Annotated in this window: 11 protein-coding genes; 2 read left to right on the forward strand and 9 right to left on the reverse strand. The window is 76.4% G+C overall.

All coding sequences use genetic code 11. The features are described from left to right. On the reverse strand, window positions 1-8,697 hold the full coding sequence (locus tag ABZ570_RS24650) for a beta-ketoacyl synthase N-terminal-like domain-containing protein (protein ID WP_358068070.1): 8,697 nt from the start codon (window positions 8,695-8,697) through the stop codon (window positions 1-3). A gap of 249 nt (window positions 8,698-8,946) precedes the next feature. Between ABZ570_RS24650 and ABZ570_RS24655 the strand changes: the two genes are divergently transcribed. Further along, window positions 8,947-9,591, forward strand: a complete 645-nt coding sequence (locus ABZ570_RS24655) for an alpha/beta fold hydrolase (protein ID WP_358068073.1) — start codon at window positions 8,947-8,949, stop codon at window positions 9,589-9,591. On the opposite strand, the gene ABZ570_RS24660 is transcribed toward ABZ570_RS24655, so the two are convergent. The 7 genes from ABZ570_RS24660 to ABZ570_RS24690 all read right to left on the reverse strand — a co-directional run bounded on the left by ABZ570_RS24660 (window position 9,531) and on the right by ABZ570_RS24690 (window position 15,065). Beyond that, window positions 9,531-10,505 carry a phosphatase PAP2 family protein gene (locus ABZ570_RS24660; RefSeq protein WP_358068076.1) on the reverse strand — a complete coding sequence of 325 codons (975 nt, stop codon included), beginning with the start codon at window positions 10,503-10,505 and terminating at the stop codon, window positions 9,531-9,533. The two genes, ABZ570_RS24655 and ABZ570_RS24660, sit on opposite strands and share 61 nt — an antisense overlap. Before the next feature lie 125 nt (window positions 10,506-10,630). Next, window positions 10,631-11,533 carry a phytanoyl-CoA dioxygenase family protein gene (locus tag ABZ570_RS24665; RefSeq protein WP_358068079.1) on the reverse strand — a complete coding sequence of 301 codons (903 nt, stop codon included), beginning with the start codon at window positions 11,531-11,533 and terminating at the stop codon, window positions 10,631-10,633. After that, window positions 11,530-12,852, reverse strand: coding sequence for a beta-ketoacyl-[acyl-carrier-protein] synthase family protein (locus tag ABZ570_RS24670; RefSeq protein WP_358068082.1), 1,323 nt, complete (start codon window positions 12,850-12,852; stop codon window positions 11,530-11,532). The genes ABZ570_RS24665 and ABZ570_RS24670 overlap by 4 nt, the downstream gene beginning before the upstream one ends. Further along, on the reverse strand, window positions 12,849-13,424 hold the full coding sequence (locus ABZ570_RS24675) for a beta-ketoacyl synthase chain length factor (protein WP_358068085.1): 576 nt from the start codon (window positions 13,422-13,424) through the stop codon (window positions 12,849-12,851). The genes ABZ570_RS24670 and ABZ570_RS24675 overlap by 4 nt, the downstream gene beginning before the upstream one ends. After that, window positions 13,421-14,545: a beta-ketoacyl synthase N-terminal-like domain-containing protein gene (locus ABZ570_RS24680; RefSeq protein WP_358068088.1), complete on the reverse strand. Its 1,125-nt coding sequence runs from the start codon at window positions 14,543-14,545 to the stop codon at window positions 13,421-13,423. The genes ABZ570_RS24675 and ABZ570_RS24680 overlap by 4 nt, the downstream gene beginning before the upstream one ends. Further along, window positions 14,542-14,796: a hypothetical protein gene (locus tag ABZ570_RS24685; RefSeq protein ID WP_358068091.1), complete on the reverse strand. Its 255-nt coding sequence runs from the start codon at window positions 14,794-14,796 to the stop codon at window positions 14,542-14,544. Before ABZ570_RS24685 ends, ABZ570_RS24680 begins: the two co-directional genes overlap by 4 nt. Beyond that, window positions 14,793-15,065 (reverse strand): acyl carrier protein, encoded by a 273-nt coding sequence (locus ABZ570_RS24690; protein ID WP_358068094.1) that lies wholly within the window; start codon window positions 15,063-15,065, stop codon window positions 14,793-14,795. The genes ABZ570_RS24685 and ABZ570_RS24690 overlap by 4 nt, the downstream gene beginning before the upstream one ends. A 15-nt stretch (window positions 15,066-15,080) precedes the next feature. On the opposite strand from ABZ570_RS24690, the gene ABZ570_RS24695 reads away from it, so the two are divergent. Next, window positions 15,081-15,683, forward strand: a complete 603-nt coding sequence (locus ABZ570_RS24695) for a 4'-phosphopantetheinyl transferase superfamily protein (protein WP_358068097.1) — start codon at window positions 15,081-15,083, stop codon at window positions 15,681-15,683. 35 nt (window positions 15,684-15,718) lie between these two features. Here the strand turns inward: ABZ570_RS24695 and ABZ570_RS24700 are convergent. Then, a partial coding sequence (locus ABZ570_RS24700; RefSeq protein ID WP_358068100.1) for an AMP-binding protein occupies window positions 15,719-16,528 on the reverse strand: 810 nt, incomplete at its 5' end.

Raw genomic sequence — 16,528 nt, forward strand, 5'->3', positions numbered from 1 at the left:
TCAGCCGTCCTCCGCCATCGCGGCCAGCAGCCGGTCCATCAGGGCGTCCTCGGAGAGCCCGTCGAGGTCGTCGTCGTGCACGGCGTCCCACGATGCGACCGCGGCGGGCGGGGCCGTGGTGGGCGGCGCCGCGCCCGGCCGCCCGACGCCGGCCGCCCGGGCCGTCGCGGCAGGGGCGCCGGGACCCCGCGTGGGGGCCGGGGGCCGGCCGGCCGGTTCCCCGGGGCCGTCCCCGGCCGGGGCCGACTCCAGCTCGGTGCGGAGGTGGTGGGTGAGCGCGGCGGCGTTGGGGAACTCGAAGGTCAGCGTCGCCGGCAGCGCGACGCCGAGGGCCTGCTCCAGCCGGCCGCGCAGGCTCAGCGTCATCACCGAGTCCATCCCGAGGTCGAAGAAGCCCCGCTCGGCGCCGACGTCGGCGTCGGAGGCCTCGCCGAGCACCTCCAGCACGGCGCCGAGGACGAGGTCGAGCAGGATCTCCTCGCGCCGCTCGGCGGGGGCGGCCAGGATCCGGGCGGCAACCGGCGGCAGCACGGGGGTGGCGCGCTGCGCGGCCGTGCCGGTTCCGCCGGCCGGCCCGTCGGCGGATCCCGCCAGCTCGGCCAGGAACGCCCGGTCGACCAGGGTGCGGCAGACCCGCGCGTACCGGGTCACGTCGGCGGCGGCCACGGTCACCTCGCCCGGCACGCCGGCGCGCAGCACCGCGTCGAACGCCTCCGCCACCTCCGGATCCGGCAACGGGCGCAGCCCGCTCTCGGTCATCACCATGTCGTCCCGGCGGGACAGCTCGCCGGTGTCGCTGCGCGGCATCAGCCGTACCAGCCGGGGGATGCGCCCGACGGCCGCCATGGCGGCGGTGACCACGCCCTCGGCGACGGCCCGGGCGGCAGTGCCGCTCGCGCCCCAGGTGACGGCCGCCGATCCGGTCACGACGACCAGCTCCGGGCGCCGTCCCCGGATGGCCTCCACCATCCGCCGGACCACCCCGGCCCAGCCCAGCTCCGCGGCGACCACCGCCGGATCGGTGTCGTCCAGCGAGCGGATCGGGGCGGGTGGTGCGAGCAGCACCGCCCCGCCGAGCCCCCCACCCAGCGACCGTGCGGCCAGTTCACCGGCCAGGTCGGGGTGATCCAGCGGAACCTGCCGCACCTCGACACCGCACCGCGTCAGCTCGGCCAGCCGCTCCGCGGCGTCGGCGTCCATACCGCCCGACGTGGTGGCCACCGCGACCAGCCGCCGCAGTCCCCTCTCGACGAGGACGTCCAGGAAGGGCCGGTTGGCCGGCAGCAGCGCGTCGGTCACCGCGTACCACAGCCGCGGCCGGCAGACGGCGACCCGGGCGGCCGCGGGCAGCGGCCCGAGCGGGGACAGCCGCGGCGCCCACCAGGTCTCGCCGCGCCGACAGAGCTCGTCTTCCACCGGCACCGGTCGGGGCCGGCCGGGCGCGGGCAGCACGCGTACCGCCTCGCGGACGGCCGCGTCGTCGGCGAGTGCCCGCGGGTCGAGGTCGAGCAGGCCGCCCCAGACCGCGGCCGCCTCCAGGGCCAGGACCCGGCCGAGCGCCCAGACCCCGGCCTGCGCCGGGCGGGGTACGCCGGCGGCCGGCTCGACCGCTCCCGCGGTGACCACCCAGAGCCGGCCGGGGCCCCCGGCCCGGGAGCGCAACGCCCGGGTGGCGAGCAGCACCGCGCGGGCCGGGGCCGCCGGGTCCGCGGCGCCGTCGGGGTCCGCCGTCACGAGGAGCACGTTCCGTTCGCCGGGCAGGTCGCTCCACCCGGCCTCGCCGGCCGGCTCCCACCACTGCACGTCGGCCCCGGCGTGACGCAACTGGGTCGCGAGCCGGTCCGCGACGGGACGGGCGCCGGCACCGGCCGGACAGACCAGCCAGTCCCCGGCCGGTCCCGGTCCGGCTGGCTCGACCCGCCGCCAGGTCACGGTGAAGAGCCGCCCGGCGCAGCGGTCCCGGACCTCGGCGGCCAGGGTCGCCCGCTCGGCCGGGACGAACCGCAGGCCGTCGAGGGCGGCCCAGTCGGTGCCCTCCGCGGTGGCCACCCGGAGCGTGGCCGTGTCGGGCCCCCCCGCCGCCGCCCGGACGACCGCCGGTCCGGTGCCGGGGCCGACCCGGATGCGGTCGGCTCCGCAGAGAACCACGCCCTCGGCGGTCGGGGCGAGCCGCCCGGCGGCGAACCGGATCGCCGCCGCGAGCGGGAAGCCGGCCGGTTCGGCGGGGAGGGTCACCTCGGTGCCAGCCGCGGCCGTCCCGGTCACCGTCGCGGCAGCTCCCAACCGGGTCTCCGCCGGCCCGATGGGCGTAGGGCCGGTGTGCGTAGGGCCGGTGGGCATGGGGCCGATGGGCATAGGGCTGGTGAGGGCCGGGCCGGGCTCGGTGCCGGACACCGGGCCGGGCTCGGTGCGGGCCACCGCGGTCGCCACCTCCGCCCCGGCCAGCAGCCGCAACCGCCAGCCGGCTCCGTCCGGCTCCGCGACCAGTTGCGCCTCGGCGTCCGGACCGAACCGGGACGCCGGCAGCGCCGGCCAGGGCAGCTCCACGTCCCGTAGGGCCGCGCCGGCGCCGAGCACGTCGCCGGCCGCGGCGAGCAGAAGCTCGACCAGGGCCGGGGCGGTCACCTCGGCCGACCCCGGGTCGGCGGCGCCCGGGTCGACGCGGACCGGGTAGTAGCGGCGACCGGCATCGTCGACCGGCCGGAACGGCGCGTCCAGATGCGGGTGCGGGCCCGCCGCCCCGCTCGGCACGGCCGGTTCCCGGTGCGGCGGCGGCACCGGGTCCTCCGGCCAGTGCCGCCGCCGCTGCCACGGGTACGACGGCGGGACGATCCGGTACGGTCGGGCGCCGTAGACCGCTGACCAGCGGATCGGGACCCCCTGCACGTGCAGCGCGGCGATGGCGTCCAGGAACCCGTCGGCCCGCTGCGGATCGGCCGACACGACGGGGACGGTGGCCTCAGGAGCCAGGCCGAACGCCGCGGCGTCGGCCCGGCCGTCCGCCGCGAGCAGCAGGTCGGCTTCGGCCCCGGTGAGCGCGGCCGGACCGTCCACCGAGGCCAGCCGGAGCGGAGGCGCAGCGGCGCCCCAGACCGACCACTCCCCCGCCGGCGCCACCCCCGGGTCGCCGGGGTTGCCACCCGGCGTCGAGCCCGGGGGAAGACCGGCCGCCGCCACCAGCTCGGCGGCGCTGCCGTCCAGAGCCGCCGCCAGCGCCCGCGCCGGCTCCACCAGCCCGGCGGCGCAGGCGGCGGCGAGCTCACCGGCCCCGGCGGCGAACACGGCGTCCGGCACGACGCCGTAACCGGCCCAGAGCGCGGCGAGCGCCACCTGGGTGACGAGCAGCGCCCCGGGATCGTCCCGGGCCGGCCGACCGGCGGCCAGCCGGGCACGCGCGGCCCCGCCGGTGGCCGCGTCGAGCCGGTCCAGGGCGGCCCGGACGGCCGGCTCCCGCCGGGCCAGCAGATCGATGTCCACGGCGGCGTGGTGGCCGAACGCGAGGACCAGCCGGGGCGGGCGGCCCGGCGGGACGGTGCCCCGGTGCGCCGGCCGCTCGCCGGCGAGCGCGGCGAGCAGCTCGTCGCGGGTCCGGCCGACCACCGCGAGCCGATGCTCGAGGTGGGTACGGCGCGCCGCGGAGCTGAAGCAGAGGTCGGCGAGCTGGTCCGGCGGGGTCTCGGCGACCCGGGCCCGGAACAGGTCGCGGGCGGCGTCGAGCGCGGCCGGGGCCGCTGCCGAGACGAGAAGCAGGTGACCGCCGGCCGGCGCCGGTTGCGCGGCACCGGCCCGCGCCGTCCCGAACCCGGTCACCTCGGTGGCCGGCCCCGGCCCGGCCAGGACCACGTGGGCATTCGTCCCGGTGAAGCCGAACGCGCTCACGCCGGCCACCGCCGGGCGGTCACCCCCCGCGGCCGCCCGGTCGGCCCGTGCCGGCCACGGCGTCCGCGTCGTGGTGACCCGGACCGGCAGCCGGTCCCAGGGCACCTGGTCGGTCGGGCGGGACAGGTGCAGGTGGGGCGGGATCTCGCCGTGCCAGAGCCCCAGCGCGGTCTTGACCAGCCCGGCCACCCCGGCGGCCGCCTCCAGGTGGCCGATGTTCGTCTTGACCGAGCCGACGAGCAGCGGGCGGTCCGGCGGCCGGTCGCCGCCCAGCGCGGCGGCGATCGCGCGCAGTTCCGCCGCGTCACCGAGCCGGGTCCCGGTACCGTGCGCCTCGAGATAGTCCACGTCGGACGGCGCGACCGCCGCCATCTCGAGCGCGGAGGCGATCAGCTCCCGCTGGGCAGCCGTGCTCGGCACCGTCAGCCCGCCGCTGGCGCCGTTGTGGTTGACGGCGCTGCCCCGGATCACCGCGTAGATCCGATCGCCGTCGAGCCGCGCCCGGGTGAGGGTCTTCAACACCACGACGCCCGCGCCCTCCCCCCGGCCGTAGCCGTCGGCGGCGGCGTCGAACGTCTTGCACCTGCCGTCCGGCGCGAGGGCGCCCGCGGCGGACATGGCCTGGTGAACGGTGGGTGCGGCCATCACGTTGACTCCCCCGGCGAGCGCCGCCGAGCTTTCCCCGGCGCGCAGGCTCTGGCAGGCCAGGTGGACCGCGACCAGGGACGAGGAGCAGGCGGTGTCCACCGCGATGCTCGGCCCGCGCAGGTTGAGGAAGTAGGAGAGCCGCCCGGGCGCACCGCTGAACGAGTTGCCGGTCCCGTAGTACAGGTCGATCCGCCCGGGGTCGTGGGTGAGCAGCTGCTGGTAGTCGGTGGTGTTCATGCCGACGAAGAGCCCGACGGGCGCGGTGTGCAGCCGGGCCACGTCCAGGCCGGCGTCCTCCAGCGCCTCCCAGGCGACCTCCAGGAAGAGCCGCTGCTGCGGATCCATCGCCCGGGCCTCCCGGGCGGAGATGCGGAAGAAGGCGTTGTCGAACAGGTCGACGCGGTCGAGGAAGGCACCGCGCCGGGTGACGACCGTGCCCGGAACGGACGTCGGGTCGCCCAGCAGGGCCGCGGCGTCCCACCGGTCGACCGGCACCTCCGAGGTGGCGTCGACGCCGTCCCGCAGCAGCCGCCAGAAGGCCGCCACCGAGTCGGCGCCGGGCAGCCGGCACCCGATTCCCACGATCGCGATCGGTTCGACGCCGTCCGCCGACCGGTCGTCGTCGGAGGTCGGCGAACGCGCCGCCCGGGGCCGGTCCGGCAGGCCCGTGGGCTGCGCGGGCCCGACGGTGCCGGCGACCGCCGGCGGGACCACGCCGGCCGGCGGCGCCGGCTCGGTCCGGGCCGCTGCCGGGGGCCCGGCGGGCTCCACGGGCGGGTCTGCGGGCTCCCCGGGCGGGGGTGCGGACTCCACGGGCGGTTGTGCGGTGGGTGCCGGCAGGAGGCCGAGCAGGTGGTCGGTCAGCGCGTCGATGGTCGGGTACTCGATGCCGGCGCTCGGGTCGATCGGGACCGCGAGTTCCCGCTGGAGCCGGTTCAGGAACCCGATCAGCGCAAGCGAGTCCATGCCGAGGTCGAAGAAGCCGCGCCCGCGGGCGAGGCGTCGGCCCGGCCCGTAACCCAGGGCCTCCGCGGCGGCGGCCGTCACGGCCACGGCCACCGCCTCCCGACGGGAGACCGAGGCGCCGGGGGCTCGCCCCACCGGCCCCGTCTGGTCCCCGACGGCGGTCCCCAGCTGGTGCCCGGGGTCCGATCTCTCGGCACCGGCCTGCGGCCGGCTCGCCGCCTCCTCGTCGGGCAGGCCGCCCAGCCCGGTGAACGTGTGCACCAGGCGGCCCGCGGCGTCGAAGAGCCGCACCTCGGCCCGGAGACCGCCGCCCAGGGCGGCCGGGTGGGCAAAGCCGTCCGCACCGGCCGGGTGCGGGAAGCCCCTGTCCGCGGCGGTATCCGGTGAGCCGCTCACATCCGCCGGGTCGGCCGCCTCCGGACCGCCGCCGGTGGCGGCATCGCCGGGTGCCGGCCGGGCGCCGGCAGCGCCGGTGATCGGCGGACGGCCGTTGCCGGCCGCGGATTCCGCCGGGGGTGGGCCGGGTGTCAACCAGTACCGCTCGCCGGCCAGCTCCACGGGCGGCAGCGGCAGGTAGCGGTGTGTGCCGCGAACCGCCGGCCAGTCGACCGCCACGCCGGCCACGTGGAGGCGGGCCAGCGCGTGCGCCAGGGCGGTGCCTGCCGGGCGCCCCCGGACGAGGGAACCGACGGCGGCACCGGGCCGCTCCCGCTGGGCGATCGCGGCCTCGATCGGGCGTGGCAGCACCGGGTGCGGCCCCAGTTCCAGGAAGACCGCCGGCCGCCGGTCCAGCAGCCGATCCACCGCCGGCCAGAACCGCACCGTCTCCCGTACGTTGCGCGCCCAGTAGCCGGTGTCCATCCGGGGTTGGTCCTCGGCGTCCACCGTGGACAGCAGGGGCACCTCACCGGCCCGCGGCACGACCTCGCCGAGCTGCTCGGCGAACTGGGCCGCGTGCGGCTCGACGGCCGGGCTGTGGAAGGCGTACCCGCCGGCGAGCGGGACGCAGCCGACCCCGTCGGCGGCGAGCGCGGCGGCGACCCGCCGCAGGGCGTCCGCGCCACCGGCGAGCACCACCGAGTGGGGGCCGTTCACGGCGGCGACCACCACAGCGGGCCCGTGCCGGGCCAGCACCGGCTCGACCTCGTCCGGGGAGAGCTCCACCGCCGCCATCCCGCCGGTCCCCGCCGCGCCCTGCAACACCTCGCCGCGCAGCAGGATCATCCGGACGGCCTCGTCGAGGGAGAGCACTCCGGCGACGCAGGCCGCCGTGACTTCACCCATGCTGTGCCCGACAACCGCGTCGGGGCGTACGCCCCAGCTGCGCCAGAGCCGGGCCAGGCCGAGTTGCAGGGCGAAGATCGCGGGCTGGGCGATCCGGGTCTCGACCAGCCGGCTGCCCTCGACCCGGGACAGCTCGTCGAGCAGCGACCACCCGGCCAGGTCCCGGATCGCCTCGGCGCACTCGTCGAGGGTCGCCCGTACGACCGGACTGCTCCGGTAGAGGTCGACGCCCATCGCCGGGTACTGCGCGCCCTGCCCGGAGAAGACCTGCACGAGGAAGGCCGGGCTGTCGTCGAACCGTTCGCCGGCCGCCGTGCCGGGCGCCGGATCGCCGGCGAGGTACCGGTCCAGGGCGTCGGCGAGTGGGCCGGCGCCGGCCCCGGTGAGCGCGAGCCGGTGCGCGTGGTGGGTCCGGCGCGCCGCCGCGCTGTACAGCAGGTCCTCCAGCGCCTCGGGCCGGGCGGTGCGGAGCAGTCCGCCGTACGCCTCGGCCTGCCGGCGCAGCGACTGCGGGGTCGGCCCGGAGACCAGCAGCACCGGCTCGGCGACGGGTGGGCTGGCCGCCGGCGCGGTGACCCGTACCCGGGCCCGGGCCGGGCCGGCCGGCTCCGGCCGACCGTCGGGGACGGTGAGGACGACGTGCACGTTGCTGCCGGAGAGGCCGAACGCGTTGACGCCCACCAGGGGGCGCTCGACCCCGAGCGGCATCGGGGCGGTCGGCACGACGAGGCCGGAGCCCGCCCAGTCGAAGCGGGGCGTCGGGTGGTCCAGTTTGATCTGCGGCGGCACCAGCCCCTCGCGGGCCACCAGGAGTGCCTTGAGCAGCCCGAGGACGCCGGCGGCCGAGTCCAGGTGCCCGAAGTTGGCCTTGTGGGAGCCGATCGGCAGCGGCGTCGCCGGATCCCGGCCCGGCCCGAAGACCGCCGCCAGCGCGCTCAGCTCGATCGGGTCGCCGAGCGGGGTGCCGGTGCTGTGCGCCTCGACGTAGTGGACGTCCGCCGGTTCGACGCCGGCGTCGTCGAGCGCCTCGCGCAGCAGCATCTCCTGGGCCACCGCGTTCGGCGCGGTCAGGCCGGCGCTGCGGCCGTCGTGGTTGGCCGCCCCGCCCTTGATGACTCCCCAGATCAGGTCGCCGTCCGCGACCGCGTCGGCGTACCGCTTGAGCACCAGGACGGCACCGCCCTCGCCGCGGACCACCCCGTCGGCGGCGGCGTCGAAGGGCCGGCACCGGGCGCTCGGGGAAATCGCCCGGATCTGCCGCATGTAGAGGCTCAGCTCGGGGCCGAGCATGAGGTTCACCCCGCCGGCGAGCGCCGCGTCGCAGTCACCGGCGGCCAGCGCCCGGGCGGCCAGGTGCACCGCGAGCAGCGAGGAGGCGCAGGCTGCGGTGAGCGTCATACAGGGGCCGTGCAGCCCGAAGGTGTACGCCACCCGGCCCGCCGCGAAACTGAACTCCTTGCCACTGGCGTAGTGGCCGTTGACGGCCGAGACGCCGAGCGTACGGGCGTGCAGCACGGCGTAGTCCATGGCGAGGATGCCGAAGTAGACGCCGGTTCGGCTGCCCGCCCAGGTCGGCCGCCCCACGCCGCTGTGCTCCATCGCCCGCCAGGAGAGTTCGAGCAGCAGGCGCTGCTGCGGGTCCAGTTCGCGCGCCTCGCGCGGCGCGACGCCGAAGAACTCGTTGTCGAAGCGGTCGATGTCGGGCAGGAAACCGCCGACGCCGGCGGTGGCGAGCAGGTCGGCGCCGGGCCGGTCGGGCGGGACCGGTCCGGTGACCTCCCGCCCCTGCGACAGGACCCGCCACAGGGAGTCGAGGTCGGTCACCCCGCCGGGGAACCGGCAGCCGATCCCCACGATCGCCACATCGACCGGCGGGGTGCGCGACGACCTCCGCCGGCTGGTGTTCCCGATGCGCCGCATCCGATAACACCCCCGAACCCCACCTGTCGCACAGACACCGGTGCGTCCGTATGCACCGGTGCGTTCAGATCTAGCAACCTGTTCCCCAGCTGGTGAGTTTATCTATGATGGAGTCTACGGACGGAGAGTGACTTGTCAATGGCGCCCGGAAACCTGACCGGCAAAGGCGCTGGCCCGCACGGTTGGCCGGCGAGACGCACCACGCTGTTCTGCCTGCCGCACGCCGGAGGGTCGGCGCGACATTTCACCATGTGGGGCGATTGGCTGCCCGACGGGTTCCAGGTGGAGCCGGTGGACCCGCCCGGCCGCGGCCGGCGGCACCGGGAGCCGCCGCTCGACCGGTGGTCACTCCTGGTGGCCGAGCTGGGCCGGACCATCCGGGACCGGATCGACGGGCCGTACCTGCTGGCCGGGCACAGCTTCGGCGCGCTGCTCGCGTACGAACTGGCCCTGGTCCTGGAACGCACCTCGACCCCACCCGCGCTGCTGCTCGTCGCCGGGCGCAACGGTCCCACCGCCGGCCTCTCCCACCGGCCGATCCACGACCTGCCGGACGACCAGCTGCTGCGCGCGCTGGGCCGGCTGGGCGGCACCCCGGAGGCGGTGCTCGACGAGCCCGGGCTGATCCGGCTGTGGCTGCCGGTGCTCCGGACCGACCTGCGGCTGGCCGAGACCTACTCCCGCCGGCCGGTCGAGCCGCTCTCCTGCCCGATCGCCGCCTTCCTCGGCCGCCGGGACCGGATGGCCGATCCCGCCGGCGTCCTCGCCTGGCACCGCGAGACGACCGCCCGCTTCGACCTGACCGTCGTCGACGCCGGCCACTTCCTGATGGATCATCCCGACTTCGTGGCGGCCGTCACCGCCCGGCTGTCCGCGCTGCGCCCGTCGGGATAGGACGCCTCGGCGGTGAACCAGCGACGGTTGACCGGCTTGGCCACGGCCATGGCGAGGACGACCACCAGGATGCCGGCCAGCACGTCGACCGCGTAGTGCTTGCGCAGGTAGACCGTGGAGAGGAGGACGCCGAGCCCGACCGGGAGATAGCACCAGAAGAGCGTCCTCGCGTCCCGCCAGAGGTAGCCCATCAGCACGACGGTCATGCCGGTGTGCAGGCTCGGGAAGATGTCCCGCGCCGGTCCCTGCACGGAGGTGATGGTGTCCAGCACGGACCCGAGCGCGCCGCCGTGGCCGGGCAGCTGGTCGGCGTAGAGCGCGACCTGCCAGACGTGCGGCCCCACCCCCGGCACCAGCAGGTAGCCGGTGTACCCGAGCACCGCCACGATCGCCACCGCAAGGGAGAAGTCCCGGTACGCCCACACCCGGCCGGTCAGGTGCTGCCGCAACGCGTAGGCCGCCTGCGTGGAGCCGTAGCTGAGGTAGCAGACGACCATGGCGAGGGTCAGCGCCGGGGACCCGAGCGTGTCGTTGAGCCAGCGGCTCACGTCGACCCCGAAGACGCTGCGGTCGAAGGCGGAGAGGGCCGGATCGGCCAGCGGCAGCCCCAGGGCCGGGGTGAGGTCGCGCAGCGCCGCGTAGCAGACCAGGCAGGCGGCCATCGGCAGCATCGCCCGCCCGACACCGCCGACCACGGCGAGGCCGCGGCGCAGTCGGGGCGGGCGGGAGCGGAGCGCGACCACCACCACCCCGACCGCCGCCCCGGCCAGCACCACCAGCGGCAGCGTCGGATCCGTCACCAGCGCGGCGAGCGAAGCCACCGGCGCTCCGGTCACCACGACGAGCACCGCCAGGAGCAGGAGGAACCCGCCGAAGAGCCACTCCTCCGGCCGGCCGGGCAACCTGCGACGCACCCCACGGTGGAGAGGACTCGAGCTTCCCGCACCCGGCGCGGCCCGGGCCGGCTCCGCGCCGGGCCGACGTGCTGGATCCGGTACGGGACGCGCCGCCACCGCGTCCCGTACCGGATCGGCCGTGGTCATCGCCAGAGCACCGGGCAGAACTCGGGGTCGGCGTAGTCGGGCAGCCCGGCGGCGTCCCGCCGCACCAGGCCGTCGTGGTTGTAGACGACGAGGCTGCCGTCGGAGCGGTGGAAGCTCCGGTAGCGGTTCTCGCCGTCCTGCAGGTGCAGCGAGATCGCCCGTCGGGGCCGGTCGCCGCGGTTGGGGCCGCTGCCGTGATAGATGCGGCAGTGGTGGAAGCTCATGTGCCCCTTGGGGATGAGCATCGGCACCTTCTGGATCTCGGCCTGGTTGTACGCGGCGTTCTCCCGCAGCAGCTCCTCCAGTTCGGACTTTTCCCGCTCGGCGAAGTGCCGGGTGGTGTTGTCCCCGCCGCCGATCTCCTTCCAGGTGTGGCTGCCGGTGACCATCGTGATGGTGCCCAGCTCCTCGGTGCAGTCGTGCATCGGGATGAAGGCGGTGAGCATCCGCTCCGAGGTGCACGACTGCCAGTAGTGCCGGTCGAAATGCCAGGGCACGATGTTGCTCGGCTCCGCCGCGATCGGCGGCTTGTAGATGAGGGTACTCTGGAAGATCCGGACCTCGGCGGTCTCGGCCAGCCGGGCCGCCACCGCCCCGATGATCGGCTTGCGCAGGATCGCGGCGATCTCGTCGCTCTCGTAGTGGATGTAGTCGTTGTGCCGCTGCACGTCGCCGTCACCGGGCTCCCAGTAGGCCAGCTTCTCCGGGCGGCCCGGCAGGCGGCGGTCCCGGTGACCGGCGTAGAAGCGCTCGCTCGCCGCCACCAGCGTGTCGACCTCGTCGTCGGTGAGCAGCTTCTTGGACAGGTACCACCCGTTCTCGACGTACGACCGCACGTCCTCCTCCGAGGGGAGCAGGTCGCGCTCCTCCTCGGTCAGCGTGAAGCTCGCGGATGTCATCGCGTTCCTTTCCCCGATGGCTGATCGTGCTCTGCGCCGCCGTGGCCGGGCTCGCCGCGGCGGGTACGCCCCGTCGATGCCGGGCCGAAGAGCAGGCTGACGTTGTGCCCGCCGAAGGCGAAGGAGTTGGAGAGCGCGGCGGTGAGGTCCGCCGGGCGGGCGGCACCCCGGACGTGGTCGAGATCGCAGGCCGGGTCCGGGTCGTCGAGGTTCTGGGTGGGCGGCAGCAGGCCATGGCAGACGGCGAGCGCCGTCGCCGCCGCCTCCACCGCCCCGGCGCTGCCGAGCAGGTGGCCGGTCACCCCCTTGGTGGAGCTGACCGCCGGAGCGTGGGTGCCGAAGGCGGCCTGCACCGCCCGGGTCTCGGCGATGTCGCCGAGCTTGGTGCCGGTGCCGTGCGCGTTGACGTAGCCGACGTCGGCCGGCACCGCGCCGGCGCTGGCCAACGCCCGGCGCATGCTCTCGGCCGCGCCCGACCCGTCGGCGCGCGGGCTCGTCGGGTGGTGGGCGTCGGTGGTCCCACCCCAGCCGATCAGGTCCGCGTAGCCGACGGCGCCCCGCGCGTCGGCATGGTCGGCCCGCTCCACGACCAGCACCCCGGCCCCCTCACCGAGCACGAACCCGTTGCGGCGGCGGTCGAAGGGACGGCTGGCGGCGGTCGGGTCGGCCCAGCCGGTGGCCAGTGCCCGGGCGTTGCCGAAGCCGGCGATACCGGTCGGCCCGAGCGGGGACTCGGCGCCGCCGCAGACGACCACGTCGGCGTCGCCCGACCGGATCAGCCGCAGCGCCTCCGCCACGGCGTGCGCGCCGGCCGCGCAGGCCGTCGCCATGCTGGAGCTGTAGCCGCGGATGCCGTACCGGATCGCGATCCGGGCCGTCGCCATGTTCGGCAGGAAACCCGGATAGAGGTACGCGCTGACGGCCGTCCGGCCGCCGGCTTCCCGGGCGATCGCCTGCGCCTCGAACGTGATCAGACCGCCCGCACCGCTGGACACCACCACCGCCACCCGCAGCGGGTCCACGTCGCGCCCCACCTCCAGGGCGGCGTCGCGCATCGCGTCGTCAGCGGCGGCCAGGGCCATCACCACGTACCGGTCCACCGCCAGTACCTCTCTGGCCGGTAGCACGCTGGTCGGGTCGATGTCGGGCGCGATGCCGACCACCTCCGCGGCACCCGCCGCGGGATGCCCGGCCGGCGGCTGCACCAGCCCGGACTTGCCGAGGCAGAGGGCTTCGAAGAACTCCGCGACCCCGCGGCCGACCGGGGTGACCAGGCCGATACCGGTGATCGTCGCGCCAGGCCGTGTTGACGTGCTCATGAGCTTCCGCCTTCGCTGGTGTGGTTGTCGGACGGGACGACGAGCAGGGCCAGCGCGGTGCCCGACGCCGGCGGGTCCAGCGCCAGGCCGCCCCCGCGGTCCGGGCCCTGGTCCTGGTCGGCGACGATGACCAGCGCCCGGGTGGCGTCGCCGTCGCGGAAGAGGCCGTCGGCGATCTCGAACCCCTCGGCGACCGGGTCGCCGACCGGGCTGACGCAGACCACCGGCCCGGTCAGCCGCAGTTCGGCCGCGAGATGCCCGAGGACCGAGTTCGGCACGGACTGGAAGAACACCATCGGCGCGACCCGGCGGCCGGCGTCGACCGCGACCGAGATCAGCCCCGCGGTCGTCTGGTCGGCCCGCGCGCTCACCAGGACGAGCGCGGTCGCGCCGCCGGCATCGGCCGGCACCGCGGGGGCGCGTTCCAGGCACCGCACGGCCGCCTGGACGACCACCGGCCCGAACGTGGAGATGGCGAAGCCGCGCACCGGCGGCGGGACGGTGTCGCCCGGCTCCGGCCACCGGCCGCGGGCGCGGACCTCGACGCCGGGGTGGATCGCCTGGCCGGTCACGCCGCGCTCACCACCAGCGCCGAGTTGGCGCCGCCGAACGCGAAGTTCAGGCTGAGCGCGTGCCGCAGCTCGGCGCGGGCCGGGGCCCGCACGACACCGTCCAGCCGGCAGTCGTCGTCCGGAGCCACGAAGCCCGCGTTGACCGGCAGCCGCCCTGCGCCCAGGGCCAGCACGGTGATCACGAACTCGACCACTCCGGAGGCCTCCAGTGCGTGGCCGTGCACCGACTTCGTGGAGCTGACCGGAACGGCGTCGGCGTGGTCGGCGAGGGCGACGCGCAGGGCGGCGGCCTCGGCGGCGTCCGCGTACGACGTTCCGGTGCCGTTCGCGTTGACGTAGTCGATCTGTCCCCCGGCGACACCCGCGCGGGACAGGGCCCGGGTGATCGCCCGAGCGAGGCCGGCGCCGGCCGGATCCGGCTGGCAGACGTGGTACGCGTCCCCGGCCCGTCCCCAGCCCGCCAGCCGCCCCCGGGCCGTCGCGGCCCGCCGCCCCGCCGCCGTGGCCGATTCCAGCACCACGGCGGCGATCCCGTCACCGAGCAGCATCCCGCGGCGCCCCCGGCTGAACGGGCGGACCTGTCCGTCGTCGGCCAGGGCCCGCCCGGCGTCGAAGAGCGCCTGGTGGTCGGCGTCGACGAGGAACCCCCCGGCGACCACGGCCCGCTCCAGCCGGCCGTACGCGATCATCGAGGCGGCCTCGGCGAGCGCGCTGCTGCCCGCCACGCAGGCCGCGGTGTAGGCGCGGGCGGCCCCGGCCAGGCCGCAGCGCTCGGCCAGCCGGGTGGCGAGCCCGGCCGCGCCGGCAGTGTCGCCGGCCCGGTCGGCGCGACGCAGCGTGGTCCCGGTTCCCGCCGCCAACAGCAGCGGTGTCTCCGCCAGGTCCGCCGCGCCGAGCCCACCGTCCCGGCACGCGGTGTCGACGGCCTCCCGCAGTTCGGCGGCGAGCGACCGGGCGTCCGGCAGGGTGGCGGCGGCGCGGGTCCGCGAGGCGCCGCAGTCGAAGCGGCGCACCTCGGCGAAGGTGGGCCGGCCGGCGAGCACCGCCGCCAGCGAGGCCTCCGCGCCACGCCCCGCCGCGGTCGCCACCGCCACCCCCGTCACCAGCACCGCCTCGGTCATCCCGGGTCGCCCGTCCGGCCCCGCTCCCGGACCCGCTGGAGCACCTCGGCCGCCCCGGTGAGGGTGGACATCGCCAGCAACTCGTCGTCGTCGAGGGCGAGTTGCACCCCGTACCGTCGCTCGAGCTCGTAGAGCAGGCGGGCCAGCTCCAGCGAGTCGATCCGCTCCCTGGCGGAGTCCGGCGTCCGGTAGCCGATCTCGACCAGGATCGCCAGCACCTCCTCGCGGCAGGCGGCGAGCGGCAGGGTCACTGCGGCGTCGCGGTGGTCGTGGCGGGCGCCATCCGGGCCGCCACCTCGGCGGCGAACTCGTTCAGCGTCATGGAGCCGAACTTCTCCAACTCCGAGTCGGAGAACCTGGTGCCGAACGTGTCCTCGATCCGGACCGCCAACTCGGCCACGGCCAGGGACTCGAGGTCCAGTCCGGCCGGACCGAGGACGGTGTCGCCACTGACGTCGTCGACGTCGTAGTTCATCTGGCCGAGCGCCTCGACGATGGACTGGCGGATCTCGTCGATCATTGCTTGACTCCCTCCATGGAGTGGGCTGCCGTGCTGCTCTCGGAAACCTCCGGTGACCCCCGGGCCCGGGCGTCGGGGCTTGCGGTGCGGGCCGTCGCCGACCTGCTCGGGCTGCCCGCCGGCGAGGTGCGCCTGGGCCGCGAGCCGTCGGGCCGCCCGTACGCGCTCGGCGCCGGGCGGCGGGTGCATGTCAGCGTCAGCCACGGGCGGGGCGTCGTGGCCGTCGCCGCCGCCGCGCACACCCCGATCGGGGTGGACGTCGAGCGGGAACGGCCCCTGCCGGCCGTGCCGCTGGCCCGGCGCTGGCTGGCCCCGGCCGACGCCGAGTGGCTGACCCGGCAGGCCGCCGGCTGGCACCCGACCGCGTTCCTGTGGCTCTGGACGCAGAAGGAGGCGATCGGCAAGGCCCGCGGAACGGGGCTGCGCGACGGTGGCATGCGCCAGCCGGTGCCGCTTCCCGCGGCCTGGCCGGACCCGGTGGGCGTCCTCCCGCCGCGGCAGGTGCCCGGCACGGACCTGACCGTCGCCGGGGGCCGGCTCTGCGGTGCGCTGGTGCTCGCCGTCGCCGCGGCCGGCTGGCCGGGCGGCGCGCCGATCCGGATCGCCCGGGTGGACTGACCGGCCCGGTCGGGCGGGGCTCGACCCGCGGCCGTTCATCGCCGCCCGCTGTCGACGGCGGCGCGCAGCGCGCGGATGTCGCGGACCAGTTTGCCGGTGGGGGTACGTGGCAGCCGGTCGACGACGTGCCACCGCATCGGCCGCTTGTACGGCGCCAGCCGGTCGCTGAGCGCCGCGTCGAAATCCGGCGCGGCGGCCACCGGATCGGCCAGCGAGAGGTACGCCTCGATGGAACGGTCGAAGACCACCACCGCCTCGGCGACCTCGGGCAACCCGGCCACGGTGGCCTCCACCTCGGTGAGGTCGATCTTGAGGCCGCCGACGGAGACCTGCGAGTCGAGCCGGCCGCGGATCGTCACCAGGCCGGTGGCCGGGTCGATCGAGGCGGCGTCGCGGGTCCGCAGCCACCCGTCGGACCAACGGCGCTCGTCGGCGAGCCCGACGTACGGCGAGGCCGGCCGGGCGATCCGCAGCTCGCCGTCGACCACGTCCACGGTGATGCCCGGGGCGGGACGCAGCGCCGGCCGGTGTGCGCCGAACAGGTCGGTGGCGATCACCCCGACCTCGGTCATCCCGTACATGTTGCCCAGCACCGCGCCGTACCGCTGCCCGAAGCGCTCCGGCAGGTCGGGGCGGACCAGCTCGCCTCCGGTGGTCATCCGCACGAACTGCGGCAGCGGCTGGGCCGGCTGGCCCGAGGCGAGCAGTTCGATGTGCGCCGGCACGCCGATGACGGTGGTGGCGGTCGGCTCCGCGGCGATCGCCGCCAGTACACCGTCGAAGGTCATCCGCTCGGGGACGGTCAGGCGCACTCGCGCGTGCAACCCGTAGAGCAGGCCGCCGAC

This window comes from Micromonospora sp. NPDC007271 (assembly GCF_040634005.1).
Lineage (GTDB): Bacteria > Actinomycetota > Actinomycetes > Mycobacteriales > Micromonosporaceae > Micromonospora.

Excerpts from the sequence above, each read along its gene's own strand:
- ABZ570_RS24665 (WP_358068079.1), bottom strand. The coding sequence starts at position 11,533 with ATGACATCCGCGAGCTTCACGCTGACCGAGGAGGAGCGCGACCTGCTC.
- ABZ570_RS24670 (WP_358068082.1), bottom strand. The coding sequence starts at position 12,852 with ATGAGCACGTCAACACGGCCTGGCGCGACGATCACCGGTATCGGCCTG.
- ABZ570_RS24680 (WP_358068088.1), bottom strand. The coding sequence starts at position 14,545 with ATGACCGAGGCGGTGCTGGTGACGGGGGTGGCGGTGGCGACCGCGGCG.
- ABZ570_RS24695 (WP_358068097.1), top strand. The coding sequence starts at position 15,081 with ATGGAGTGGGCTGCCGTGCTGCTCTCGGAAACCTCCGGTGACCCCCGG.
- ABZ570_RS24650 (WP_358068070.1), bottom strand. The coding sequence starts at position 8,697 with ATGCGGCGCATCGGGAACACCAGCCGGCGGAGGTCGTCGCGCACCCCG.
- ABZ570_RS24655 (WP_358068073.1), top strand. The coding sequence starts at position 8,947 with ATGTGGGGCGATTGGCTGCCCGACGGGTTCCAGGTGGAGCCGGTGGAC.
- ABZ570_RS24690 (WP_358068094.1), bottom strand. The coding sequence starts at position 15,065 with ATGATCGACGAGATCCGCCAGTCCATCGTCGAGGCGCTCGGCCAGATG.